Source organism: Kitasatospora sp. NPDC032121 (assembly GCF_055580145.1).
In genome coordinates this window covers 199,866-223,323 of record NZ_JBVILX010000005.1, presented here as the reverse complement: position 1 = coordinate 223,323, position 23,458 = coordinate 199,866, and the positions used below count along the sequence as shown (strand labels likewise).

The following is a 23,458-nucleotide window of genomic DNA, read 5'->3' as shown; positions in this document are numbered from 1 at the left end:
ATGCGCACCACCACCCGTCCCGCCCTGCTCGCCGTCGGCGCCGTCGCCGCGCTCGCCCTGTCCCTGACCGCCTGCAACGACGGCAGTGGCACGCAGGACAGCGCCGTCGGCACCAGCGCATCGTCAGCCGCCCCGTCGGGTGCCACCTCGGCCCCGGCCCCGGCCTCGGCGCCGGCCGCGGGCTCGGCCTCGGCGTCGTCCGGGGGCAAGACGAGCAAGAGCGGTGGAGGCAGTTCGTCCTCCGGCACGGGCGGGGGCGGCGTCATCGCGGCCTGCACGACCAAGAACACCTCGGTGACGTTCCGCCAGTCCTCGGGCCACGCCAGTGACGCGCAGCCCGCCGCCGCGACCCTCAAGATCACCAACAGCTCGGGTGCCCCCTGCACCATCGTCGGCCCGACGACCGTGGTCGCCGACGACGACCAGGGCAAGGCGGGCCCGGTCTCGGGGGACAACTCCAAGGACGGCTCGGACGCGGTCGACGTCCCGGCGGGCGCCGCGGTGGTGGCGGACGTGCTGTACAACGACGTGAACAGCGAGGGCACCCCGTCGGCCCGTTACACCTGCCCGGTGGAGGCGTCCCACGTCAAGGTCGCGCTGCCCAAGGACGTGGGCACCACGGTGAACGTGATGAAGGCGAACGGCTCGCCGGGCGGCGTCTTCAGCGTCTGCGGCACCGACTTCAAGGTCGGAGCCTTCGCGGCACGGTAGAGCGTGGCGTGGCTCCGTGCGTTCGCACGATCCTGGACATGACGGCGTGGACCAGGAGCAGGTCCAGGTACTGCCGTCGGCGGTGTGAACGGTTGAGCTGCCAGGGCCGGCAGCGGAGTGAAAACGCGATCTTATGCGTGGCGGAATCATGCCCCCAGGTCACGATCGCGATCCGCAGTTCCTCGCGGGTGGCCCGCACCAGGCGGTCGAGGACGTTCTTCTGCAACAGACTGAAGAACGACTCCACAGCCGCGTTGCCGCACGGACAAGCAGGTCACCGCGTGACGGCCCACCGCCCTGTCCCTTGGGTCAGAAATGGCCACAGTCAATGAGAAAGGGACATCCGCAATGCGAGCCTGCACGCCGACTGCAGGCCCGCGATTGGAATGTCCCGTTCCGTGATGACGGCCTGCGTGTACTCGGTGCGTCTCGCCCAGGGGCCACGGCAACGTGCCTCACGTCTCGTCTCTTCGCCGGGCCGGTGACGTCTGCAGGGGGCCGGGGTCGGCTTGCTCGTCGGGTGGTGGGGGAAGATCGTCCGGGCCGTGTCGGCGCGATCGGCCGGCGAGGTACAACGAGGACAAGGCGGGCGGGATGAGTGAGCACGGCCGACGGCGGCGTCACCGTACGGTGGACCGGGTCGTGTGGATCCTGGAGGCCGCCGCGCGGGCGCCGGGCGGGGTGACCGTGGCCGAGTTGGCGCGGACGGTCGGGGCGCCGGCGAGTTCGGTGCAGGATCTGGTCAACGGACTTGTCGCGACGGGTTTTCTGCTGGAACAGCGCCGGCGCTTCCGGCTCGGGCCCGCCCCGCACGTCCTCAACCTCATCGCCGGCCGGGTCGTCCCACGGATCAGCCAAGCCGAGCTCAACGAACTGAGCCGCGTCGCGGGTACCCCGGTGCTGCTCACGGTGCGGGTCGGGCTCGACGCCGTGCACCTCGCGCGTGGCGGCGAGGACGAGATTCCCCGCCTCGTGCCGCTCGCCGACGAGCACATGGCCCGGCCGCTCCTGCGCACCGCCGCGGGCCGTCTGCTGCTGGCTTTCACCGACGAGACGGAGCGCCGTGGGCTGCTCGACGAGCTCGCCCGCCACGACCCCGAGGCGGTCGCCGAGTTTCGCCGCGCTCTTCCGGGGATCCGCGCGTCGCGGATCAGTCGCAGCGAGGGTCTGGCCGATCCCGAGGTCAGCGCGCTCGCGATCCCCGTCACTGACGGCCCCGTCGTCACGGGTGCCCTGGTTCTGACGCACCGGCGTGGTGGCCGCTCGGAGCGGCTGAGTCTGGACCGGGCGGCGGCCCGGCTCCTCGCGCACATCCAGGAGGGGCGGACGTGACGTCCGCATCGGTTCACGGATATCCGTGAATGCGGGCGCTCGTGCCGTGTCGGGAACGAGTATCCCGGCATGACTTCGAACACGCTGACCACGGCCGAGCCGACGCCTCCGTCGTCCACCGGCGAGATGGTCTCCCGGCTGCTGCACACCCTCGGCGACCCCGATCCGGCCCGGGGGGCCGAGGACATCACCGTCGTCGGGGCCGATCCCCTGGTGCCCTCGGTGCACCGTCTCGCCGATGCCATGGCTGCCGCGATCGGGGTCTTCGGGCGGCAGACGGCGGCGGTCGGTGAACAGCGCGGTCACCCGCACCAGAGGGTTCGGGTACAGGCCGGGGCCGCGATCGACCAGCTCATGGCGACGTATCACACGACGCTCTCGGGACGCCCGCTCGGTGCTCTCCTCGACGATCCGACCCTGCTCGGCAACAACGACTTCTACCGGGCGCGCGACGGCCGGTGGATCTTCATCATCACCACCTATCCGCATCTTCGGGACGCGGTCCACTCCGTGCTGAGGTGCGGGCTCGACAAGGTGGGGATCGCGCAGGCCGCGGCCGGCTGGGACGCCTTCACGCTGGAGGAGGCCATCTGCGCGCGGGGCGGCGTCGCCTGCGTGGTGCGCAGCCGGGACGAGTGGCTCGCGCACCCCGCGGGGCGCCATGTCGCGCAGCGCCCGGTCGTCGAGATCGAACGCGTCGGTGATGGACCGGTCCGGCCTCTGGAGCCGATCGGTGCGGCCGATGAGGCGCTTGCGGGCGTACGGGTGCTCGATCTCACCCATGTCATCGCAGGTCCCGTCGCGGCGCGGCTTCTCGCCCAGTTCGGCGCCGACGTGCTGCACCTGTCGCGTCCCGACCGCCCCGACCCGATCCCGATGATCGCGATGACCGGCGGCGGCAAGCGCAACGCCTACTGCGACCTGCGCGACGATCACGACCGTGCGGCCTTCCACGACGCGCTCCAGGACGCGGACGTCTTCGTCCACGCCTACCGGGGACTTGCCCGGCACGGGGCGTCGACCGAGGAACTCGTCCGGCGCCGCCCCGGACTCATCACCCTCGAATACCACGCCTGGGGCGCCGACGGCCCCTGGGGCGAACGCGGCGGGTTCGACCAACTCGCCTGCTCGGCAACCGGATTCGCCGTCGAGGAGTGGACCGACCGGCCGTCGCTGCCGCCGACGTACCTGCTCAATGACTACCTCGCCGCCTACCTCGGGGCTGCCGCCGTCGCAACGGTCCTGTGCCGACGTGCGGCGGAGGGCGGCTCGTGGCGGATCCGCGTGACCTTGGCCGGGGTGTGTCACTGGGTGCAGGAACTCGGCATGCTCGCGCGGGAGGATGTACTCGGCCTGCCCCGGCCCGGGCGCGCGCCGCTCGCCGCGCTGTCGACCACGGGGACCGACTTCGGCCCGCTCACCGAACCGGCGACTCCGTTCGCGTACAGCGGGCGCACGGTCCCCCAGCCCGGTTGGCGGTCCCCGCTCGGGTCTGCTGCGCTCCAGTGGAGCTAGGCCACTTCTACGGCACCTTTCCAGACTGCCAGCGAGCCGCCGGCGGTGACGATCCCAAGCGACACCGGCGGGATCTTCGACGCTCAGGAGCAGTCGACGGGCAACGGTACGCACATCGTCGTCCCTGGCGACGACAACGGTAGCAACCAGCCCTGGCAACCGGAACCGCTGCCCCGTGCCGACCAATGCGGCGAGTTCCACCGCATCTGCCTCTTCGGCACCACGTGTCCGCCGCCGCCCGTACCGCAGCGCCGTTCATCCACCCCACCCGATACCCCAGGAGGCACAGGAAGATGTCCGAGAAGCCGAGCGGCCCGTCCGGCCGAGGACTCCTCGCCGGAGTCCGCGTCATCGAACTGGCCAGCGTGATCATGGCTCCGTACGCCGCCCAGCAACTCGGCGACCTGGGCGCCGACGTGATCAAAGTCGAGCCGCCCACCGGTGACATGACGCGCCACTACCCGCCACAGCGCCACCCCGGCATGGGCGGCGCGGCACTCAACCTGAACCGCAACAAGCGCAGCGCCGCCATCGACCTCAAGGCCCCGCACGGCCGCGACGCCCTGCTCGCCCTGCTGTGCACCGCCGACGTCCTCATCACCAACCTGCGCCCGCAGGCCCTGGAGAAGCTCCGCCTCGGCTACCACGACGTCGCGGCCGTCAACCCCGGTCTGATCTACGCCAACGCCCAGGGCTTCCGCAGCGACAGCCGCTACGGCACCCACGCCGCGTACGACGACATCATCCAGGCGGCCAGCGGCCTGGTCTGGCTCAACCACCAGGTCTCCGGCCAACCCCACTACGTTCCCACCGTGCTGGCCGACAAGATCTGCGGCATGCAGATCGCCCAGTCGGTACTGGCCGCGCTGCACTACCGGGAGCACGGCGGCACCGGACAACACATCGAGGTCCCGATGGTCGACACCATGCTCGCCTTCAACCTGGTCGAGCACCTGGGCGCGGCCGCCCTGGAAACCGACGGGGCGTTCGGCTCGCCGCGCTCGCTCAGCCCGCACCGCCGCGCCCTGCGCACCGCCGACGGCTGGATGTGCATCCTGCCGCAGAGCGACCGCAACTGGCGGGACTTCACCGCCTTCGTCGCCCGTCCCGAGCTGGCCGCCGACCCGCGCTTCGCCACCGGCCCCGACCGGGCCCGCAACGCCGACGCGTTCTATCCGGTGCTCGCGGAGCTGACGCCCCGTCACACGAGCGCCGAGTGGCAGGAGTTCTGCGACCGGGCGGGCATCGCAGCCGCCCCCGTGCTCGACCTGGCCTCCGCCGCCGCCACCGCCTACGCCCGCGAGGGCGGCCTGCTGCGCGAGGCCGACCACCCCACCGAGGGCCGCTACCGGGTCATCGGCCTCCCGGTCCACTACTCGGCCGACCCGGAGCCGGAGCTACGGCCCTGCCCGGCCATCGGCCAGCACACCGAGGAGGTCCTCCGCGAAGCCGGCTTCGACCCTTCCCTGCTGCACCCCACAGGCTGACCGAATTCCCGTACCGAAAAGAAATCAACCGCTCATTCACCAGCCCAGGAGCGAATGAACCATGTCGCCTTCAACGCTTTCACCGATGGCATTCCCCGACGTCGTCCTGCCCGAATCGGCCTGCCGACTCCGAACCGAGGTCCGCGCCTTTCTCGACGAGGAGCGCGCCCGCGGCACCGTACTCGGTCGCCCCGACTCCTGGCTGGCCGGCTGGGACCCCGACTTCAGCCGCCGCCTCGCGGAGCGCGGCTGGGTCGGCATGGCCCTGCCCGTCGAGTACGGCGGCGCCGGCCGCGGCTTCCTGGAGCGCTACGTGGTGATCGAGGAACTGCTCGCCGCCGGCGCCCCGGTCAGCGCCCACTGGGTCTCCGACCGGCAAGCCGGCCCGTCCATCCTCCAGCACGGCACCGAGGAGCAACGCCGCTTCTTCCTGCCCCGGATCGCCGCCGGGCAGTGCTTCTTCTCCATCGGCATGAGTGAGAAGAGCAGCGGCTCCGATCTCGCCTCGGTCGCCACCCGTGCCGAACGGACCGCCGACGGCTGGCGGTTGACCGGCACCAAGATGTGGACCGGCGGCGCTCACGTCAACGACTACACCATCGTCCTTGCCCGCACCGATGAGGCCGAGGACAGGCACGCCGGCCTCAGCCAGTTCATCGTCGACCTGCGTGCCCCGGGCGTGCGGGTCGAGCCGATCCGGCTGATGAGCGGCGAGCACCGCTTCAACGCCCTCCACCTCGAAGGCGTCGACGTCCCCGACGGCATGCTGCTCGGGCAGCGGGGCGACGGCTGGAAGCAGGTCACCGGCGAACTCGCCTTCGAACGCAGCGGCCCCGAACGCTACCTGTCCACCTTCCCCCTGCTGGTCTCCCTGCTCCGCGAACTGGAGCAGCGCTCCGAGACAGCCGAACAGCTCACCCGGGTGGGCATTCTGGCGGCGCGTCTGCACAGCATCCGCCGACTGTCCCTCGGCGTGGCCGCCGCCCTGGACACCGAAGCCTCGCCCGACACCCAGGCCGCCCTGGTCAAAGACCTCGGCACCCGGCTGGAGGGCACCCTGGTCGACACCGTCCGCAGCGTCCTGCCGACCCCCGCCGACCCGCACGCCACCCCCGGCACCCACCCGGAACTGCTCGCCTTCGCCCTGCTGCACAGCCCCGGCTACACACTGCGCGGCGGCACCAACGAAATCCTTCGCGGCATCATCACTCGTGGTCTGGAGCAGCACTGATGAACACCCACACGATCGACACCAGCACCCCCGTCATCTCCGCCGACGCCTACGACACCACCGCCTTCTACGCCGATGCGGACTCCATCGCCGTCGTCACCAACACGACTGCCCCGGACGCCGTGGCCCTCCCCTCCCCGGACGCCTCGACCGCCGAACTCCTCGCCGCCGCCCAGGAGGCAGGACGGCGCGCCGTCCCCACTCCTCTCGCCGAGACCGCCCTGGTCGCCCGCCCGCTGCTGCACCGCGTCGGCCTCCCCGTCCCCGACGGCCCGCTCAGCTACGCCATCGCCCCCGAGCTGACGATCCGCTACGCCCGTCCGGCCGCTTCCCCCGTCGGCTCGGCCGGCTGCCTGGGCGACGACGCCACCCTGCTGGTCACCGGCACCCTGCGTCGCGTCCCCTGGGCCCGCACCGCCACCGCCGTCATCGTCCTGGCCACCGCTCCCTCCGGCCCTGTCCTGTTCACCCTCACCCCCGACCGGGCCGTCCTCACCCCCGGCGGCAACCTCGCCGAGGAACCCCGCGACGACCTGCACCTCGCCGCCCTCGAGATCCCCGCCTCGCAGGTCCGCCGGATCTCTCCGGAACTGCTCGAGGAGGCCCGGCTCCGCGCAGCCCTGGCCCGGGCCGCCCTGATCGCCGGAGCCGCCGAACGCTGCGTAGAACTGACGGTCGCCCACACCACCGCCCGCACCCAGTTCGGCCGTCCGCTCAGCCGCTTCCAGGCGGTCAAGCAGGAGGAGGCACGGCTCATCGAGGAGGCCGCCCTGGTACGCGCCGCCGTCCAAGCCGCGGCCACCCCGCTGGACACCGGCGGGGTGGCCGCCCACTTCGTCGTCGCCGCCGCCAAGACCCAGGCATCCGCCTCGGCCGCCGAGATCGCCCGCATCGCCCACCAACTCCACGGCGCCATCGGCATCACCCGGCTCAACCCGCTCCACCTCGCCACCACCCGCCTGTGGTCCTGGCGTGACGAGGACGGCGACGAAACCACCTGGGCGCCCGCCCTGGCCCGGTCCGTCAACGCCGCCACCCTCTGGCCCACCCTCACCACCACACCCTGACCCCTCGCCCCCGCGCCTGCCGTCAATCGACCGAATGTTCGGCAGGCGCCGCACGAGGAAGGCTCCAGGCGGCGGTGGCTCCCGCGGCGGCGGTCGCCGCGTAGGCCGGGGGCCACCCGGCCGGGGCCCACCGGAGCGAGCTGGTGCGTGCCGCTCAGGCCGTCGTTGTGACCGCGGGCATGGAAGCGGGCCTGGACCAGCTCCTCCGGGATGAGGCGGGCCGTGCGGTCGGCGGGCATGTGGAACAGGACGCGGCGGGCACATAGGATCCGGGCTGCACGCTGACCGTGGTCGCTGCCCGCCCATCCCGGTGCGGCACCATGACGGACCTGTATGAGTATCCCGAGTTCCACTCCTCTGTATGCGGTGGCCCACCGAGCGTGACTGAGGGGCCGCATCGGAAGGGGGATCGGTGGGGACTTGCCGGGGACCACGCGTCGTTCGTCAGCACATCTGAGGTGTCCTCAGGTGAACGAACAGCGCGGGCTGTCCACCGTCTGACGTGCAGTGACGTCCATGCGCGGGCGACTGGGGGGCAAGCGGGTTCGTGAGTTCAAACCGATGCGACGGCGTTGCCTGGCTATAAAACTGCCGGACGTTGGTGACCGGGTGACGAGGTCGGCCGTCATCGCCATGTCCTCGTGTTCGAGGGACGGACGGCGCACGGGAGGAGGTGCTGTGACGGGATGGGCGTCCCCATTGGCAAGGCCCGCGACACGGACGCGGGCCTTGCCAATGGGGACGGCCGCCGCTCAGCAGTGCGGTGAGGCTGAGGTCGGCGAAGCCGGCGCGGACGGCGTCGGCGGTGACGGTGCTGGTGTCGACCAGGGTGCCGTCGGAATCGAAGATGGCCGCCTCCGGCCGCAGGGCGCTGGAGTGTTGACAATGCCATCGGAGCCGGCGATCGACTCACTTTGTAAAACGCTCCAGCGGGGAGGTCCGCTGGAGCGTGAGGCCGGTGTCGTGTCGGCCTGCAGATGAGAGGGAATTCTGGCACGGCCGGGTTTTAGGGGCCTCTGGCTGCCTCTCGGTGCTGCTGAACTATCGCCGGCTGTCGGCCAGTTAGCCGAGATCGAACACGGCAGTGACGGGTGCGTGGTCGGACCAGCGGTCGGCGTGGGTGGCGGCGCGTTCGACGTAGGCTTCGACGGCCTTGGCGGCGAGGCCGGGGGTGGCGACCTGGAGGTCGATCCTCCAGCCGGAGTCGTTGTCGAAGGCGCGGCCGCGGTAGGACCACCAGGAGTAGGGGCCGGTGCGGTCGGGGTGGAGGGCGCGGACGACGTCGACGTAGCCGGCCTCGTCGTAGACGCGGGAGAGCCAGGCGCGCTCTTCGGGGAGGAAGCCGGCGGACTTCTGGTTGGACTTCCAGTTCTTGAGGTCCTCGGGGCGGTGGGCGATGTTCCAGTCGCCGCAGACGACGACCTCGCGGCCGTCGGCGGCCGCGCGGGCGCGCAGGGCGGTGAGGTAGACGAGGAACTCCGCCATGAAGCGTTCCTTCTCGTCCTGACGCTCGGTGCCGACCTCGCCGGAGGGGAGGTAGAGGCTGGCGACGGTCAGGCCCGGCAGGTCGATCTCGACGTACCGGCCCGAGTCGTCGAACTCCTCGGAGCCGAATCCGATCACCGTGCGCTGCGGCTCCTGCCGGGAGAGGATGGCGACGCCGGCCCGGCCCTTGGTGGCGGCGGGGGCCCAGACCGCGTGCCAGCCGTCCAGGTCGCGCAACTCCACGGGCAGCTGCGCGGGTTCCGAGCGCACCTCCTGGAGGCAGACCACGTCCGCCTCGGTGCCGGCCAGCCACTCGACGAAGCCCTTCTTGGCCGCTGCCCGGATTCCGTTCACGTTCACACTCGTCACCACGATCACCCGGGCAGCCTACCGACTGGTGGTTGCCGACCCGAATCGTGACGCGCGGGCCGACGGCCCCGGCGGGCGCGGACGCGGCCCCGGACGCGGCCCCGGACGCGGCCCCGGATCCGGGTGCCGACGTGGATGGTGACAGCGGCTGACAGGAGCTGTCGTGAACGCGGCATGAAGATGTGCGGCCGCCCCATCAAGCCGCGCCATTGGTCTTGACCATCTCCGGACGGAGCGCCTAGGGTCACTTACTGCAAGGACCTTTAATAAAGAAGGACGGATAAAGGCCCGCTCTCCCACCTGCCGCGACAGCGGACAGTGGGCCCGGGATCCGGCCTCCTTGCCGCAGGGCGGACAGCATCAGGGTGGAGGACACGGTGGGGACGACAGGACAGCTTTCTGCGGTGCCGGAGCCGAAGTACTGGCACCTGCGCACGGTGCTGCTGCGGGCCATCGACTCGGAGTTCTCCACCGGGCAGGTCCTGCCCAACGAGCGCGAGCTCTCGGCCCGTTTCGGCGTCGCCCGGGCCACGCTGCGGCAGGCGCTCGACCAACTGGAGCTGGAGGGCCGCCTGGTGCGCCGCCGGGGGATCGGCACCCTGATCGCCGCCCCGCGGGTCGGCGTCCCGGTCAGTCGGCAGGAGGAGGGCTGGCCCGGCGCCGCGCGCAGCCAGTCCTGGCGCACGATCGACTGCACCACCGCCCCCGCCCCCGCCCAGCTGGCGAAGGCCCTCGGCATCGCCGAGGGTGCGACCGTGCACACCGTGCGCCGGGTCCGCCTGGTCGAGGGCCGCGCGGTGGCCACCGAGGCACTGCACGTTCCGGCCGCCGCCCTGCCGCACCTGCCGGGCTTCCGCGCCGAGAGCGACCGCGCCCGTTCGGTGCTGCGCCAGCTGGAGCGCCTGGAGGTGGACGGCGAGTCCCGCTCCGTGGAGCTGGGCGTCGCCGAGGCCGAGCAGGCCGCGCTGCTGGAGCGCCCGCCCGGCGCGCCGGTGCTGGTGATGACCACCCAGTACGCCTCGGCCGGCCGGCTGGTGGCGCTGGCCGTCTCTACCTACCGGGCGGACACCTGCAAGCTGACCTTCGGCGAGGCCGGACTCGTCGAGGTCACCCCGGTCGGCGCGACGGCCGAGGTCCGTACCGCCTCCTGAACCATTTTCCGAACACCCTCAGGTAGGGGCCCGGACGCCAACTGGCGTCCGGGCCTTTGCTGTTGGCCCGAGTGGCCCGCATGGCCCGTGTGGCCCGCAAGGCATCGGAAGATCCGGCAGTGTGGAGGGGGAAGGGTGGGGTCGTGAGCCTTTGACGAGCCGCTCCGCCCACGACGGAGCCGACCCGCCGATCAGGCAGCCGCCCCACCGACGCGACGAGCCGCCCCGCAGGGGCGTCAGGCCCGGGGCGGGTCGACCGCGAAGAGCTGCTCCTCGACGTGGTCGAGGGCGACGCGCAGGGCGCCCATCGCCACCACCTCCGAGCCGAGGGCCGCCAGGGCGACCTCCGGGGCGCGCAGGGTCAGCTGGGCGAGGCGTTCGCGCAGCGGGTCCAGGACGCCGTCGAGGCCGGCCGCCCAGCCGCCGATCACCACCAGCTGCGGGTCGATGGCCAGGACGAGCGCGGCGACGCCCTGCACGAGGCGGGTCAGGAAGCGGTCCATGGCGACCTTGGCGACCTCGTCGCCCTCCCGGGCCAGCCGCAGCACGCGGGCCACGGCGGCCTCGTCCAGCGGGTTGAGGGGCTTTCCGGTGGTGGAGAGCAGGCGCTCGGGGGTGACGTCCTGCCCGAGCAGGTGCAGGGCGCCGATCTCGCCGGCCGCGCCGCCGAAACCGCGGTGCAGCCTGCCGCCGATGAGGGAGCCGGCGCCCGGGCTGAGGCCGGCCATCACGAACACGACGTCGTCGGCGCCGACCGCCGAACCCTGCCAGTGCTCGGCGATGGCGGCCAGGTTGGCGTCGTTCTCGATCAGGACCGGGCAGCGGAAGGAGCGCCGCAGCCGGGCTCCGAGGTCGAGCCCGGTCCAGCCGGGCATCGCGGTGCCCAGCCGGATGGTGCCCTCGCGGTCCACGATGCCGGGGGTGCCGATGCCGACCGACCACAGGTTGTCCCGGGAGATGCCGGCCTTGCGCAGCACCTCGGCGACGGCGGTGCGGACGGCGGCGAGCCGGTCCTCGGCGTCGAGGCTCTCGTCGACGGGCTTGAAGTGACTGCCCACCACCTCGCCGGTGAGGTCGGCCAGGATGACCCGGATGTCGTGCACGCCGATCTCGATGCCGAGGATGTGTCCGGCCTCGGCGCGGAAGCGGAACCAGCGGGCCGGGCGGCCGCGGCGGCCGGTGCCCGGTTGGCCATCGTCCCTGGGCTGGTCGACCTCGGCGACCAGTCCGGTCTCGACCAGGCCCTCGATCACGCCCTCGACCGTCGGGCGGGAGAGTCCGGTCTCGCCGACGAGCTGAGTGAGGGTCACGGAGTGGCCGTTGCGCAGCGCCCGGAGCGTGACCGCCGCGTTGATCCGCCGCAGCAGCGAGGAGTCTCCTCCGGTGAGCCGATCCGCCAATGCGATGCCCTTCGCCGTTCGCGCGACTGCCCTGGCGCGCGGTGTCGAGTGCGCGGTGCCCACCGAATGGCCCGCGGGGTTGCGGCCCCCGGAGAACGCGGCAGGGCGGCAGGGGGCCGCCTGCGCGAGGGCCGGAGGACAAGCGGAGCCTACCCGGGGACCGGCCGGGGCGGCGAGGATCTTCGCAGCTCATCCCGGCTTCGGTATCGAAATGGTACGGATCGGGTGGCGGTGCGTGATCCGGACTTCACCGCCCGGCCACGGTGGGCGGGCAGGCGAGCCGCCGGGGCCCCGCCGACCGGCGGGAACGCTCCGACAGCAGCGAGTCGAGGCCGAGCCGGGAGCCGGCCGACAGGGCACTGAGGGTGGAACAGGCCGACCTGATCGAGCCGATGGAGCCGACGGACAGGATGGACCCGATCGAGCCGAGGGACCCGATCGACCCGATCGAGCCGAGGGACCCGATCGACCCGATGGAGCCGATGGAGAGGACGGACCCGATGGAGCCGATGGAGAGGATGGACCCGATCGACCCGATGGACAGGACGGACCCGATGGACCCGATGGAGTCGATCGACAGTAGCGATCCGAGGGAGCCGAGGGAGGCGAGGGACCCGCGGGCGGGTCGGGCCGGACGCGTGGAAGCGGTCATGACCCTTGAGCGTAGCCAGCCCCGCCCTCGGCGTCTCCCGTCAGTCCACCCGCGCCGCGAACAGTCGCCGCCCCAGCAGCGCCATCGGGTGCCCCTCCTCCGGCAGGGTCAGCACCGTCGGGCAGCCCGCGGTGGTGAGCGCGGCCCGCCAGTGCTCGGCCCGGTGGGCGGTGAGGCCGAGGGGGTCGCCGGTGATCAGCAGGTCGAGCTGTTCGGCGGTGGGCGCGAGCAGCAGCAGCCGGCCGCCGGGGGAGAGCAGTCGGACCAGCTCGGGGACCTCCCGCTCCGACCGCCCGGTCACGCTCGCGATGACGACGTCGTAGCGGCCGCCGTCGGGGGCGGTGTGGTGCTCGGTGTTCGGTCGGGGCCGGGCGGCGAGGGCGCGGGCGACGGCGGGTTCGCCGCCCTCGGCGTCGAGTTCGAGGACGCGCAGCGGCCCGGGCCCCTGGTGGGCGTCGGCGGCGCCGCGCACCAGCGCGCCGAGCGCGGCGCCGAGGAAGCCCCGGGCGGCGGCCCAGCGGACCGGGGAGGCGGCCGGCCGGGGGGCCTCCGCGCCGGTGATCAGCCGGGGCAGCCGCAGGGCGCCGCGGCGGACCCGGTCCAGGGCGGCGGCCGGGCCGAGCCCGTCCGCCCAGGTCTCGACGGCCGGGCGCCAGGTCTCCCGGACCTCGGCGGCGGCCGGTCCGGGTCCGCCGCGGTAGACCGGGCCCTGGGCTCCGCCGTCCTGACGGGTGAGCAGGCCGTGCCGGGCGAGCGCGTCCAGCCAGCGGGTGACCAGGGGGCGTTGGGCGGGGGTGACCATGGCCGCGGCCAGGACCTCGGCCTCGGGGTAGCCGCGCGCGGGGTCGGTCAGCGCGCCGCTCTGCTGGAGGGTGTGCAGCAGCGAGGCGAGCACGGCCCGGTCGAGTTGGGCGCCGAAGTCGCGGACCTGGGCGGCGGTGATGCCGATGCCGTACTTCCAGGCGGCGGCGGAGGCGTTCTCGGCGTCGGCGCGCAGCCGGCGGTCGGCGGCCTCGGCGTTGCTGTCCGGGGCGCGGACGTGGGCGAGGACGGCGCCGAGCGCGTCGACGGCGGCGTACACGTCCTCCTGGCGGGGTTCGGGGCCGACGTGCAGGACCAGGCGCAGCGCGCCGAGGTCGTGGGCGGCGAGGCCGGGCTGGCGGCTGAGCGGCCAGAGCAGGGCGGAGGGCAGGCTGAGGTGGGTGGCCCGGGCGGCGGCGACGGCTTCGAGCTGCTGTTCGGGCTGCTGCTCGGGGTCGCCGCAGTGGACGGTGCCGCCGGCCAGCAGGGTGGCGAGGGCGAGTTCGACGGCGAGGTCGGTGACGGGGTGCAGCACGGTGTGCCGGATCGGGGGCGGGCCGAGGACGCCGGCCCAGTAGCGCAGCCGCTGCTCGGCGGCCCGGGCGGCGGAGGGCGCCAGCGCCGCGTGCTCGGCGACGCGCCGGGCGAGGGCGCGGGGCAGGCCGCCCGGCGGGGAGACGCCGAGCAGCAGGCCGATGCCGCTGATCGCGCGCCCGTCGGCGACGACGGCGGGTCGGTCGCCGAGTTCGCGCAGCGCGCTGACCAGGGCGGGAGTCGTGGGCACGGTGATCACTCCGGGGTGCGGGGCAGAAACCGCACTACTGAACCACGGGGGCGGGGCGCGGGAGGCCGGTAGCAAGTCAAACTTCTGTAATGATTTTCATATCGGACAGCCAAGCTGTCGGGGCGAAGTCACCGCGAAGTGGTCGGAACCGCACATTCCGGAAGCTCTGTGCGATCCCTTGACAGGTGGTTCGGGTACTGGATCAATGGACCCGAACGGGCCTGACCGAACGATCGGTAGGCAGTCCGGGGTGGTCTGGACGGGACACGGACAGGTCCCGGCAGGACACAGGCGGCGCCCGGTAGGACGCGGCCAGATCCCGGCAGGACACAGGCGGCGCCCGGTAGGACGCGGCCATAGCCCGACAGGGCACAGGCAGAGCAGCAGCGAAGGAGCGACGATGACCGGCACCGCACCCGCCCCGCGCCGACACCTCGGGGAGCCGATCCCGCCCGAGCTCCTGGACGCCGGCGAGCGGATGACGCCGGACGAACTGCGCGCCCACCAGCTCACCCGGCTACGGGCCACCCTGCGGCACGCGTACGACAACGTCGAGCTCTACCGCCGCAAGTTCGACGCCGCCGGGGTCCGCCCCGAGGACTGCCGCACCCTGGACGACCTCGCCCGCTTCCCCTTCACCACCAAGGCCGACCTGCGCGAGGGCTACCCCTTCGGCATGTTCGCGGTCCCGATGGAGCAGGTCCGCCGGATCCACGCCTCCAGCGGCACCACCGGCCAGCCGACCGTGGTCGGCTACACCGACAACGACCTCTCCGTGTGGGCCGACGTGGTCGCCCGCTCGATCCGCGCGGCCGGCGGCCGACCCGGCCACAAGGTGCACATCGCCTACGGCTACGGGCTGTTCACCGGTGGCCTGGGTGCCCACTACGGCGCCGAGCGGGCCGGCTGCACCGTCATCCCGGCCTCCGGCGGCATGACGGCCCGCCAGGTGCGGCTGATCCTGGACTTCGAGCCCGAGATCATCATGGTCACCCCGTCCTATCTGCTGACCCTGCTGGACGAGTTCGAGAAGCAGGGCGTCGACCCGCGCAGCACCTCGCTGCGGATCGGCATCTTCGGGGCCGAACCCTGGACGGAGGAGATGCGGCGCGAGATCGAGGAACGGCTCGACCTGCACGCCGTGGACATCTACGGCCTCTCCGAGGTCGTCGGCCCTGGCATCGCCCAGGAGTGCGTGGAGACCAAGGACGGGCTGCACATCTGGGAGGACCACTTCTACCCGGAGATCGTCGACCCGCTGGCCGATCAGCCGGGGGCCGACGCGGTGCTGCCCGAAGGGGAGGGCGGTGAGCTGGTCTTCACCTCGCTCACCAAGGAGGCCCTGCCGATCATCCGCTACCGCACCCGCGACCTCAGCCGGCTGCTGCCCGGCACCGCCCGGCCGGCCTTCCGGCGGATGGAGAAGGTCACCGGGCGCAGCGACGACATGATCATCCTGCGCGGGGTGAACGTCTTCCCGACCCAGATCGAGGAGATCCTGCTGCGCACCCCGGGTGTCGCCCCGCACTTCCAGCTGCGGCTCGGGCGGCAGGGGCGGATGGACAGCATGACCGTCCGGGTGGAGGCCCGGCCGGAGGCCTCCACCGAGCAGCGGGAGTCGGCGCGGGCCGGCATCGCCCGCGCGGTGAAGGACGGGGTCGGGATCACCGTCGCGGTCGAGGTGGTGGACCCGTACACGCTGGAGCGCTCGGTCGGGAAGATCAAGCGGGTGGTGGACGAACGGCGTTGAGCCGGAGCGCGGCTGACGGGACGACGGGGGTGACGGGACGACGCGGCTGACGGGACGACGGGGGTGACGGGATGGCGGGCGGAAGCGTGGCAGCGTGGCAGAACGACCCCCGCGCGGGCTCTATGCTGCGGGGCATGCCGAGTGAGCTGCGCACTCTTCAGCCCGCCGAGGACCTCGCCTTCATCCGGCGGGAGACCGAGCTGAAGCCCGTCCCGTTCGTACCCGAGATCCGCCTGCACATGGCCGAGGACGCCATCGCCCTCTGGGAGACCACCGAGCGGGCACGCGGGGAGGCCGGACTGCCGCCGCCGTTCTGGGCCTTCGCCTGGGCGGGCGGTGTGGCGGTGGCCCGCTACGTCCTTGACCACCCCGAACTGGTCGCCGGCCGTATGGTGTTGGACGTCGCGGCCGGCTCCGGGCTGGTCGGGGTGGCCGCCGCGCTGCGCGGGGCCACGGAGGTGCGGGCCGCCGAGATCGACGCCTACGCGGTGGCCGCGATCGGGCTGAACGCCGGGGCCAACGGGGTGCGCGTGGACGGCGCCCTGGTGGACCTGGTGGACGGCGACGGCGGGCCCGCCGAGGTGGTGCTCGCGGGCGACGTCTTCTACGAACGGGCCATGGCCGCCCGCTTCCTGCCCTTCCTGGAGCGGGCCGCGGCGCGCGGCGCGACCGTGATCGTCGGCGACCCGGGCCGGGCCTACCTGCCCCGGGAACGGTTCACCGCGGCGGCGGCGTACCAGGTGCCGGTGGTCGCGGACCTGGAGGACACCGCGGTCAAGACCACCACGGTGTGGCGCCTCGGCTGACGGCCGCTCATGCCGAGGAGTGATCGTCCGAGCGCCGCGGGGCGGTCGTCCCGGCGCCGGCCGTCCGGCGGGCGGCGTGCCGACGCCATGGTGCTGGACGACAACGCCCTCGGCCACCGCACCTGGCAGGCGGCGGGTTACGCGCCCGAGCCGCAGTGGAGCCGCTGGGTCAAGCCGCTGCCGGCCTGACCGCCTGGCAGTCCGCCTGCGAGTCCGCCTGCCGAGCGCGTCCGCTCCCGCCCCCGTCAGGGCGGGAGCGGACGCGCTCGACAGGCCGTCCGTCAGCCGCGCAGGCGGGCCAGCCAGGCCTCGACCTCGTCGGAGCGGCGGGGGAGGTCGGCGGAGAGGTTCTCGTTGCCGTCCTCGGTGACCAGGATGTCGTCCTCGATCCGCACCCCGATGCCCCGGTACTCCTCCGGCACCGTCAGGTCGTTCTCCTGGAAGTAGATGCCCGGCTCGACGGTGAGCACCATGCCCGGCTTGAGCGGGCCGTCGACGTGCTCCTCGGTGCGGGAGTGGGCGCAGTCGTGGACGTCGATGCCCAGCATGTGGCCGGTGCCGGCCAGGGTGAAGCGGCGGTGCAGGCCCAGCTCGTACACCTTGTCGGCGCTCAGGTCGCCGAACAGGCCCCAGGAGGTGAGGTGTTCGGCGAGTTCGCGCTGGGCGGCGTGGTGGAAGTCGCGGAACTGCCCGCCCGGCCGTACGGCCGCGATGCCGGCCTCCTGGGCCGCGTACACGGCGTCGTAGACCTTGCGCTGGAGGTCGGTGAACCGGCCGCTGACCGGGAGGGTGCGGGTGACGTCGGCGGTGTAGAGGTGGTTGGTCTCCACGCCCGCGTCGAGCAGCAGCAGGTCCCCGGGGCGGGCGTGGCCGTTGTTGCGCACCCAGTGCAGGGTGGTCGCGTGCGGGCCGGCCGCGGCGATGGTGCTGTAGCCCACGTCGTTGCCCTCGATCCGGGCGCGGACGAAGAAGGTGCCCTCGATCAGCCGCTCGGCGGTCTCCGAGTCGGTGCCGAGGACGCGCACCACGTCCTCGAAGCCGCGGGCGGTGGCGGCGCAGGCGAAGCGCAGCTCCTCGATCTCGAACTCGTCCTTGACCAGGCGCAGTCCGGACAGGAAGACCTCGAACTCCTCGTCCCGCTGGGCGTCAGCCCGGTCCGCGAGGGCAGCTTCCACGCCCGCGTCGTGGCGGCGCAGCACCCGCACCGGGCCGGTGGCGGCGCGCAGGTCGGCGCCGACGGTGCGCACGTCCCGGCAGGGCAGGCCGAACAGCTGCTCGCTCTCGGTCAGGCTGTTGCGGCGGCCGTCCCACAGCTCGCCGTGGTTGTCCAGCCAGAACTCGCCGTTGTCGATGCGGGAGCGGTCGCGCAGGTAGAGCGCGGCCTCGTGGCCGTTCTCGCCGGTGGGGGTGAGCACCAGGACGCCGTCCTCGGACTGGTCGCCGGTCAGGTAGGCGTAGTCGGAGGAGGGGCGGAACGGGTAGTCGGTGTCGTTGGCCCGGACCTTGGGGTTGCCGGAGGGGACCACCAGCAGCTCGCCGGGGAAGGCGGCGGACAGCTCCGCGCGGCGGCGGGCGGTGTGCGCGGCCTGCGGGACCGGCTCCAGGGCGGTGCGCTCGGTGTCGGCCCAGCCCTGCGTCATGCTCTCGGCGAGTTCGTCCGTGACGCCGCGGGTCAGGCCGTTCTTCCGGTACTTGATGGTCTCGGCGGGCTCGGTCACTGCGGTCTCCTGGTGAGGTGAGGGAAGTGAGGCGTTTCGCTACGCTGCCCCGTCCGTCGGTGTGCGTCCCGTACGGTATATCGAACAGTGCCTGGTGAGAAGAGGTCGAGAGTGAACGACGCCGAGGAATCCGTCCGGGGCGTCCTCGCCGCCAATCTGAAGCGGGTACGGGCCCAGCGTGGCCTGTCCCTGTCCGAGCTGTCCCGGCAGGCCGGGGTCGGCAAGGCGACGCTCTCCCAGCTGGAGTCCGGGGCCGGGAACCCGACGCTGGAGACGGTGCTCGGGCTCTCCCGGGTGCTCGGCGTGCCGATCTCGGACCTGGTCGAGGCCCGGCCGGGCGGTGAGGTCACGGTGGTGCGGGCGGCCGAGACCGAGGTGCTCAGCGGGCGGGGCGTCGACCTGCGCCCGCTGCGCCGGATCGAGTCCGGGGACGCGGTGTTCGAGCTGTACGACCAGGTGGTGCGGGCCGGCGCCGCGCAGGAGTCCGGCGGCCACACCGGCACCGAGCACACCGTCGTCCAGGCCGGCCGGCTGGGCGTGCGGGTCGACGGCCGGGAGATCGAGCTCGGCCCCGGCGACTACATCGGCTTCGACGCCGCGCTGCCGCACGCCTACACCGCGCTGGACGGCGAGCGGGTCCGCTCGGTGCTGGTGCTGCAGTACCGGGCCGAGCAGCACGGCCACCTCGCCGAACCGGCCCGGCCGGCCGCCTCCTGGGGGCTCTGGCACTGAGCGGTCCCGGCGGTTCGGCGCACCGCCGGATCGTTCGGAATACCGAACGTGTCCGACCCGTGGGGCAGGATGATCACTATGACGGACGCACTCACCTGGCTGGCGGAACCCGAGTCGATCGCCTACGGCGGCTACAGCGTCGTGCTGGCCCGCGGCCTGACGCCGGAGCAGCTGGTGGCCCGGATCGCCGAGGAGCTTCCGGGGCGCACCGCACGACCGCTCGACGAACTCACCGCGGAGGACCTGGTCGAGGAGTACGAGCTCGAGTTCGCCGGCGAGGTCGAGGACATCGCGCTGCACCACGGGCGCAGCGGCGACCTCGCCTTCGCGGTGGCGTACGGCTACTGGCAGGGCGAGCTGACGATCCCGCCGTCCGTGTCACGCGGCGGCGCCGAGGTCTTCCACCTGGAGTTCGAGGAGGAGAACGGCAAGCCGGTGCCTCCGTTCTTCAGCAGCTACCGGGACGGGCGGGAGCACTGCTACTTCAACCTCCACCTGGACCCGAGCTGGGGCCCCGGTGACGTCCGGGGAGAGCCGGCCACGGCCGCCGCCCTGACGGCGGAGCTGGCCGCCGCCGGGCTGCCGGACCCCGAGCGCGAGAGCGGTGACCTCCACCGCACCTGCCTGGAGGTGCTCGGCCGCCACTTCGGGCTCACCCTGCCGCGCGCCCTGGTGCGGGAGGCCGCACTTCCGGCGGTGCTGCTGGAGACCGACTGATCCGAGGTGCGCCGCCGGCCGGGTGCCGGAAAGGGCACGGGCGGCCGTAGCGTGGTGGGCGGGAGACGCAGCGGGAGCGGGGGAGGCGGCATGGCGGGGACGGATTCGCGGTTCGCCGCCTACCTGCCGCATCCGGCCGCGCGGCCTGCCCCGGTGTCCGCGGTGGTGGCGGAGGCGACCGGGGCGGACGTGCCCGTGCTGGCCGGGCTGCAGGCCCGGGCCCGCGGCGGTTCGGCGGACGCATGGGCGGAGCGCATCGATCGGGCGCGCCGCGCCGGACGCAGCCTGGTGGTCACCGCGAAGGTGGCCGGTGAGGCCGTCGGGTACGCGCACGCGGCGTTCCTGCCGGAGCACCCCGTGGACCGCGCCCCGGCCGGCTACTACCTGACCGGCGTCACGGTGGATCCCGCCTGGCGCCGCCGCGGCATCGGGAGGCTGCTGACCCGGTGGCGGATGGACTGGGTCCATCAGCGGGACTCGGCCGTCTGGTGCTTCGTCTCCGCCAGGAACCCCGCCTCGCTCGACCTGCACCGGGAACTCGGATTCGACCACGTCAGGACCGGTGCCTCGTTCCAGGGCATCGAGTTCGACGGCGGTGCGGGCCTGCTCCTGCGGGCGGGCCCGCCGCCCCGCCCGGCACCGGAGTCCTGACATCCCTGGGGCCGTTTTCCGGGCGCGTCGTCAACCCGGCTGACACCTCTCCCTCTTGGGGCGCGAACGGGGCGGGAACGGGCCGTGAATTGTTCCTCGGGCGGCCGGCCGTCCGGCCGGTCGACGGGGCCCTGCGGGCATCATGGGCCGCGACAACGGGACGTCGCGGAACAGGGAGTCGACCGATGGGAAGGCCGCTGGCGGAGTTCGGCTGCGCGAAGTGCTACGGCGAGGACGAGCGGGCGGTGTGGGGCCGGCAGCGCGAGGGGTTCGAGCACGAGACGGCGGTGGTGGACGGCTCGCGCTTCGCCGTCAACCTCCGGCGCTGCCGGGAGTGTTCGCAGCGGTTCGTCTGGATCTACACCGAGGTCGTCGACTGGATGGGCGGCGACGACGCCCAGTACGTGACGATCATGCCGGTGACCGACGGTGAGGCCTCCGGCCTGACGGCGGGCACTCTGCGACCGTGTGAGCTGGGCGGGCTCGGCCGCGACCGCCGCCACCTGGACCACGACTGGCCCACCGGCGGCCCGGCGCGCCTGCACTGGCGCTCCGGCCGCTTCCAGGTCGCGCAGGGTCGCTGAGGTTCGCTGGTTCGCCGAGGGGCGCCGAGGGCTGCTGGGGCTCGCCGAGGGGCGCCGAGGGCTGCTGGGGCTCGCCGAGGACCGACCTGCGGGCGGCGCACTCCGGACACGGGAAAGATGGCATGTTTGCGTCATTCTAAGATTGGTCTACGCCAATAGCCCCGCTGCGGCGGGCGCCGCACGCCCCGCCGTCGCCAGACTGCGGATCCGATCGACTCGTTCGGACGCAGGGGACGCGGGGATGGTGCGAGACCACGGGGCGGTGCGCCACGGGCGGCAGGGCCTGCCCGAGGAACCGGTGAGACGCTCCCGCCTGGCCTGTCAGTCGGGCCTGCGGATCACCGAACTCGCCTGCTTCGAGGACCACCGGTCGTTCAGGCCGGTGGTGACCGGGGCACCCGACGACGCGGTGCTCGTCCTTTCGCTGATCCGCTCGGGCGGCTTCGTGCTCCGCACCGGCGGCCGGGAGGACTTCATCGACCCCACGACGGGCTTCCTGCTACGCCGCGGGGACGACGCGGCCGTCGCCCATCTGACCGACGCTCCCGAGCTGAGCACGGTGCTGGAGTTCCACCAGGACGTCCACGGGGAGTGCCCGGGCGGGGTCGGGCCGCGCAGCCTGCCGGTGGATCCCGGCCTCGACCTGGCCCACCGGAGCCTGGCCGCCGCCTGTCGCGCGGGGGCGGACCCGTTCGAGGTGGCGGAGCGCGCCCACGGCCTGATGGCCAGGCTGACCGGTGGCCGCCCGCCCACCGGTGGCGGACGGCGGGCCGCCACCGCCCTGGCCCACCGCAGGATCGCCCACCAGGCCTGCGCCGCACTGATCGACGGACCGCCGACCCTGGGACTGGAGGAGGTCAGCCGCGCGGCCGGCTGCTCGCCGTTCCACCTCAGCAGGGTCTTCCGGTCGGTCACCGGCCGCACCCTCACCAGCTATCGCAACCAGCTGAGGGTGCGCGCGGTGGCGGAGGAGATCGTCGGCGGCCGGCCGCTGCGGGAGCTGGCCGCGCAGTACGGCTTCGCCGACCAGGCCCACCTGACACGCGTGTTCCGGCAGTACGCCGGCGAACTCCCCAGCGTCGTGCGGTCCGTGCTGTCGCGCACCCCACCCGTCGCGGGACCGGGCAAGGATGTCCAACGCCGCGGCCGCCGTCCTCCCGAGGATTGTCCTGGCGCCGGCCCCACCGGCCGGACGCCCTCACCATGATGCGAACGGGAGAATCCCTGTGTCACGCAGTCTGATCGCCTCCGCGGTGAAGCGGGTGGCCACCACGGCGGGCGCCGTCGCACTCCTGCTCACCGCCACGGCGGGGGTCGGCGCGGCGACGCCGGCCGGCACCGCGGCGAAGACCTCCACCACCGCGTCCTCGCCGGCACCCGCCCCCGCGTTCGCGAAGCAGAACCTGACCACGATCCTCACGCAGTGGACGCACTGGACGCCGGACGCCGCGGACTCCAGCCACGCGGGCACCCTGAACGCCGGGGTGAACTACTTCTACTGCTGGACCACCGGACAGACGTACTACGCCGGCGAAACGGGCCGGACCAGCAACATCTGGCTGCTGACCGACGACGACACCGGACACCGCAACGTCTGGGTCAGCGACACCTACCTGGACGCGTACGGCTACGCCCACGACACCGGGATCCTGCCGCACTGCTGACACCACGAGACACGGCGCGCCATGGTCGTGGCGCAGCCTCGGACGAGCGGAGGAGCAAGATCGTGACAAGGACGAGGAAGGCGGCAACCGCATTCGGAGCGGTCTGCCTCGCGGCGGCCGCCGCTCTGGCCGGCGCCACCGCCGGGGCGGTGCCCGCCTCGGCGGTGCAGCAGGGGCCGGCCGGCATCCTGGGCATCGGTTCGCAGGTCACCCCGGTGCGCGACACCGGGATCTACTTCGGCCCGGGGCTGAGCACCCCGCGGATCGGCACGGCCTGGGCCGGTGACAACGTGGCTGGCATCTGCCAGGTCACCGACAACAACGGCAAGCGCCTGATCCTGGGCATCGAACGCCCGGGCCGCAACGGCGTCCAGTGGGCCAACACCGCCGGCTACCTCTGGGACGACGACATCGCGGAAGCCACCAGCGGCTTCCCGAGCTGCTCGAACTACGGCCGGCGGCTCACCCCGGTCCGCAACACCGCGATCTACTCGGGGCCGGGTCTGAGCACCCCGGCCGTCGGCACCGCCTGGGCCGGCGACGACGTGGCCGGCATCTGCCAAGTCCTCGACAACAACGGCAAGCGCCTGGACCTGGTCATCGAGCGCCCCGGCCGCAACGGCGTCCAGTGGGCCAACAGCGCCGGGTACGTGTGGGACGACGACATCGCCGAGCCCACCGCCTCGCTGCCGTTCTGCGGGACCGCGTAACGAGCGGAGCGGAAGCGGGGGGGGGGGGGGGGGGGGGGGGCGCCCCCCCCCCCCCCTGTCCTCCCCCCCGGGGAGGGGGGGGACCCAAGCCCACAATCCCAAGCTCTTGAGCTGGGGGGGGGGGGTTTCCAGGGTTGTTGG

At 73.0% G+C, this 23,458-nt stretch carries 21 protein-coding genes and 1 pseudogene; 17 read left to right on the top strand and 5 right to left on the bottom strand.

The window, feature by feature from the left end:
- From ACZ5OX_RS17105 to ACZ5OX_RS17080, 6 genes are all read left to right on the top strand, one after another.
- Window positions 1-711, top strand: a complete 711-nt coding sequence (locus tag ACZ5OX_RS17105; RefSeq protein WP_465630615.1) for a DUF4232 domain-containing protein — start codon at window positions 1-3, stop codon at window positions 709-711.
- A 594-nt stretch (window positions 712-1,305) separates the two neighbouring features.
- Window positions 1,306-2,043 carry a helix-turn-helix domain-containing protein gene (locus ACZ5OX_RS17100; protein WP_465630614.1) on the top strand — a complete coding sequence of 246 codons (738 nt, stop codon included), beginning with the start codon at window positions 1,306-1,308 and terminating at the stop codon, window positions 2,041-2,043.
- Between the two features lie 126 nt (window positions 2,044-2,169).
- Window positions 2,170-3,558, top strand: a complete 1,389-nt coding sequence (locus ACZ5OX_RS17095; RefSeq protein ID WP_465630612.1) for a CoA transferase — start codon at window positions 2,170-2,172, stop codon at window positions 3,556-3,558.
- A gap of 293 nt (window positions 3,559-3,851) precedes the next feature.
- Window positions 3,852-5,045 carry a CaiB/BaiF CoA transferase family protein gene (locus tag ACZ5OX_RS17090; RefSeq protein WP_465630610.1) on the top strand — a complete coding sequence of 398 codons (1,194 nt, stop codon included), beginning with the start codon at window positions 3,852-3,854 and terminating at the stop codon, window positions 5,043-5,045.
- A gap of 85 nt (window positions 5,046-5,130) precedes the next feature.
- Window positions 5,131-6,276 carry an acyl-CoA dehydrogenase family protein gene (locus tag ACZ5OX_RS17085; protein WP_465630608.1) on the top strand — a complete coding sequence of 382 codons (1,146 nt, stop codon included), beginning with the start codon at window positions 5,131-5,133 and terminating at the stop codon, window positions 6,274-6,276.
- Entirely contained in the window at window positions 6,276-7,343 is a 1,068-nt protein-coding gene (locus tag ACZ5OX_RS17080) for an acyl-CoA dehydrogenase family protein (protein WP_465630606.1), read from the top strand. Before ACZ5OX_RS17085 ends, ACZ5OX_RS17080 begins: the two co-directional genes overlap by 1 nt.
- 1,062 nt (window positions 7,344-8,405) lie before the next feature.
- On the opposite strand, the gene ACZ5OX_RS17075 is transcribed toward ACZ5OX_RS17080, so the two are convergent.
- Entirely contained in the window at window positions 8,406-9,206 is an 801-nt protein-coding gene (locus tag ACZ5OX_RS17075; RefSeq protein WP_465630604.1) for an exodeoxyribonuclease III, read from the bottom strand.
- 368 nt (window positions 9,207-9,574) lie between these two features.
- On the opposite strand from ACZ5OX_RS17075, the gene ACZ5OX_RS17070 reads away from it, so the two are divergent.
- Window positions 9,575-10,348, top strand: coding sequence for a GntR family transcriptional regulator (locus ACZ5OX_RS17070; RefSeq protein ID WP_465630602.1), 774 nt, complete (start codon window positions 9,575-9,577; stop codon window positions 10,346-10,348).
- Window positions 10,349-10,584: 236 nt separating this feature from the next.
- Here the strand turns inward: ACZ5OX_RS17070 and ACZ5OX_RS17065 are convergent, their stop codons facing one another.
- The 3 genes from ACZ5OX_RS17065 to ACZ5OX_RS17055 all read right to left on the bottom strand — a co-directional run bounded on the left by ACZ5OX_RS17065 (window position 10,585) and on the right by ACZ5OX_RS17055 (window position 13,985).
- Window positions 10,585-11,748 carry an ROK family transcriptional regulator gene (locus ACZ5OX_RS17065; RefSeq protein ID WP_465630599.1) on the bottom strand — a complete coding sequence of 388 codons (1,164 nt, stop codon included), beginning with the start codon at window positions 11,746-11,748 and terminating at the stop codon, window positions 10,585-10,587.
- Between the two features lie 247 nt (window positions 11,749-11,995).
- On the bottom strand, window positions 11,996-12,400 hold the full coding sequence (locus ACZ5OX_RS17060) for a hypothetical protein (protein WP_465630597.1): 405 nt from the start codon (window positions 12,398-12,400) through the stop codon (window positions 11,996-11,998).
- Window positions 12,401-12,440: 40 nt separating this feature from the next.
- Window positions 12,441-13,985 (bottom strand): hypothetical protein, encoded by a 1,545-nt coding sequence (locus ACZ5OX_RS17055; RefSeq protein ID WP_465630595.1) that lies wholly within the window; start codon window positions 13,983-13,985, stop codon window positions 12,441-12,443.
- A gap of 400 nt (window positions 13,986-14,385) precedes the next feature.
- On the opposite strand from ACZ5OX_RS17055, the gene paaK reads away from it, so the two are divergent.
- The 3 genes and pseudogenes from paaK to ACZ5OX_RS17040 all read left to right on the top strand — a co-directional run.
- Complete coding sequence (gene paaK / locus ACZ5OX_RS17050; protein ID WP_465630593.1) at window positions 14,386-15,735, top strand: phenylacetate--CoA ligase PaaK; 1,350 nt, start codon at window positions 14,386-14,388, stop codon at window positions 15,733-15,735.
- Between the two features lie 134 nt (window positions 15,736-15,869).
- Complete coding sequence (locus tag ACZ5OX_RS17045) at window positions 15,870-16,541, top strand: class I SAM-dependent methyltransferase (protein WP_465630591.1); 672 nt, start codon at window positions 15,870-15,872, stop codon at window positions 16,539-16,541.
- Between the two features lie 60 nt (window positions 16,542-16,601).
- Window positions 16,602-16,730, top strand: a pseudogene (locus ACZ5OX_RS17040) (GNAT family N-acetyltransferase); the annotation flags it as partial.
- Between the two features lie 92 nt (window positions 16,731-16,822).
- Here ACZ5OX_RS17040 and ACZ5OX_RS17035 read toward each other — a convergent pair.
- Window positions 16,823-18,259 carry an aminopeptidase P family protein gene (locus tag ACZ5OX_RS17035; protein ID WP_465630589.1) on the bottom strand — a complete coding sequence of 479 codons (1,437 nt, stop codon included), beginning with the start codon at window positions 18,257-18,259 and terminating at the stop codon, window positions 16,823-16,825.
- Between the two features lie 111 nt (window positions 18,260-18,370).
- On the opposite strand from ACZ5OX_RS17035, the gene ACZ5OX_RS17030 reads away from it, so the two are divergent.
- The 7 genes from ACZ5OX_RS17030 to ACZ5OX_RS17000 all read left to right on the top strand — a co-directional run bounded on the left by ACZ5OX_RS17030 (window position 18,371) and on the right by ACZ5OX_RS17000 (window position 23,317).
- Complete coding sequence (locus ACZ5OX_RS17030; RefSeq protein ID WP_392913332.1) at window positions 18,371-18,991, top strand: helix-turn-helix domain-containing protein; 621 nt, start codon at window positions 18,371-18,373, stop codon at window positions 18,989-18,991.
- 78 nt (window positions 18,992-19,069) lie between these two features.
- Complete coding sequence (locus ACZ5OX_RS17025) at window positions 19,070-19,708, top strand: DUF6461 domain-containing protein (RefSeq protein ID WP_465630586.1); 639 nt, start codon at window positions 19,070-19,072, stop codon at window positions 19,706-19,708.
- A 90-nt stretch (window positions 19,709-19,798) separates the two neighbouring features.
- Window positions 19,799-20,359, top strand: a complete 561-nt coding sequence (locus ACZ5OX_RS17020; RefSeq protein WP_465630584.1) for a GNAT family N-acetyltransferase — start codon at window positions 19,799-19,801, stop codon at window positions 20,357-20,359.
- A 185-nt stretch (window positions 20,360-20,544) separates the two neighbouring features.
- On the top strand, window positions 20,545-20,943 hold the full coding sequence (locus ACZ5OX_RS17015; RefSeq protein WP_465630583.1) for a hypothetical protein: 399 nt from the start codon (window positions 20,545-20,547) through the stop codon (window positions 20,941-20,943).
- 241 nt (window positions 20,944-21,184) lie between these two features.
- Window positions 21,185-22,150: a helix-turn-helix transcriptional regulator gene (locus tag ACZ5OX_RS17010; protein ID WP_465630581.1), complete on the top strand. Its 966-nt coding sequence runs from the start codon at window positions 21,185-21,187 to the stop codon at window positions 22,148-22,150.
- 19 nt (window positions 22,151-22,169) lie between these two features.
- The gene (locus ACZ5OX_RS17005; RefSeq protein ID WP_465630579.1) at window positions 22,170-22,607 is read left to right on the top strand and encodes a hypothetical protein; all 438 of its coding nucleotides are present in this window, start codon (window positions 22,170-22,172) and stop codon (window positions 22,605-22,607) included.
- A gap of 62 nt (window positions 22,608-22,669) precedes the next feature.
- Window positions 22,670-23,317 (top strand): hypothetical protein, encoded by a 648-nt coding sequence (locus tag ACZ5OX_RS17000; protein WP_465630577.1) that lies wholly within the window; start codon window positions 22,670-22,672, stop codon window positions 23,315-23,317.
- Window positions 23,318-23,458: the final 141 nt, after the last annotated feature.

Excerpts from the sequence above, each read along its gene's own strand:
- ACZ5OX_RS17045 (WP_465630591.1), top strand. The coding sequence starts at position 15,870 with ATGCCGAGTGAGCTGCGCACTCTTCAGCCCGCCGAGGACCTCGCCTTC.
- ACZ5OX_RS17100 (WP_465630614.1), top strand. The coding sequence starts at position 1,306 with ATGAGTGAGCACGGCCGACGGCGGCGTCACCGTACGGTGGACCGGGTC.
- ACZ5OX_RS17085 (WP_465630608.1), top strand. The coding sequence starts at position 5,131 with ATGGCATTCCCCGACGTCGTCCTGCCCGAATCGGCCTGCCGACTCCGA.
- ACZ5OX_RS17060 (WP_465630597.1), bottom strand. The coding sequence starts at position 12,400 with ATGACCGCTTCCACGCGTCCGGCCCGACCCGCCCGCGGGTCCCTCGCC.
- ACZ5OX_RS17080 (WP_465630606.1), top strand. The coding sequence starts at position 6,276 with ATGAACACCCACACGATCGACACCAGCACCCCCGTCATCTCCGCCGAC.
- ACZ5OX_RS17105 (WP_465630615.1), top strand. The coding sequence starts at position 1 with ATGCGCACCACCACCCGTCCCGCCCTGCTCGCCGTCGGCGCCGTCGCC.
- ACZ5OX_RS17090 (WP_465630610.1), top strand. The coding sequence starts at position 3,852 with ATGTCCGAGAAGCCGAGCGGCCCGTCCGGCCGAGGACTCCTCGCCGGA.
- ACZ5OX_RS17015 (WP_465630583.1), top strand. The coding sequence starts at position 20,545 with ATGGGAAGGCCGCTGGCGGAGTTCGGCTGCGCGAAGTGCTACGGCGAG.
- paaK (WP_465630593.1), top strand. The coding sequence starts at position 14,386 with ATGACCGGCACCGCACCCGCCCCGCGCCGACACCTCGGGGAGCCGATC.
- ACZ5OX_RS17025 (WP_465630586.1), top strand. The coding sequence starts at position 19,070 with ATGACGGACGCACTCACCTGGCTGGCGGAACCCGAGTCGATCGCCTAC.
- ACZ5OX_RS17095 (WP_465630612.1), top strand. The coding sequence starts at position 2,170 with ATGGTCTCCCGGCTGCTGCACACCCTCGGCGACCCCGATCCGGCCCGG.
- ACZ5OX_RS17020 (WP_465630584.1), top strand. The coding sequence starts at position 19,799 with ATGGCGGGGACGGATTCGCGGTTCGCCGCCTACCTGCCGCATCCGGCC.
- ACZ5OX_RS17010 (WP_465630581.1), top strand. The coding sequence starts at position 21,185 with ATGGTGCGAGACCACGGGGCGGTGCGCCACGGGCGGCAGGGCCTGCCC.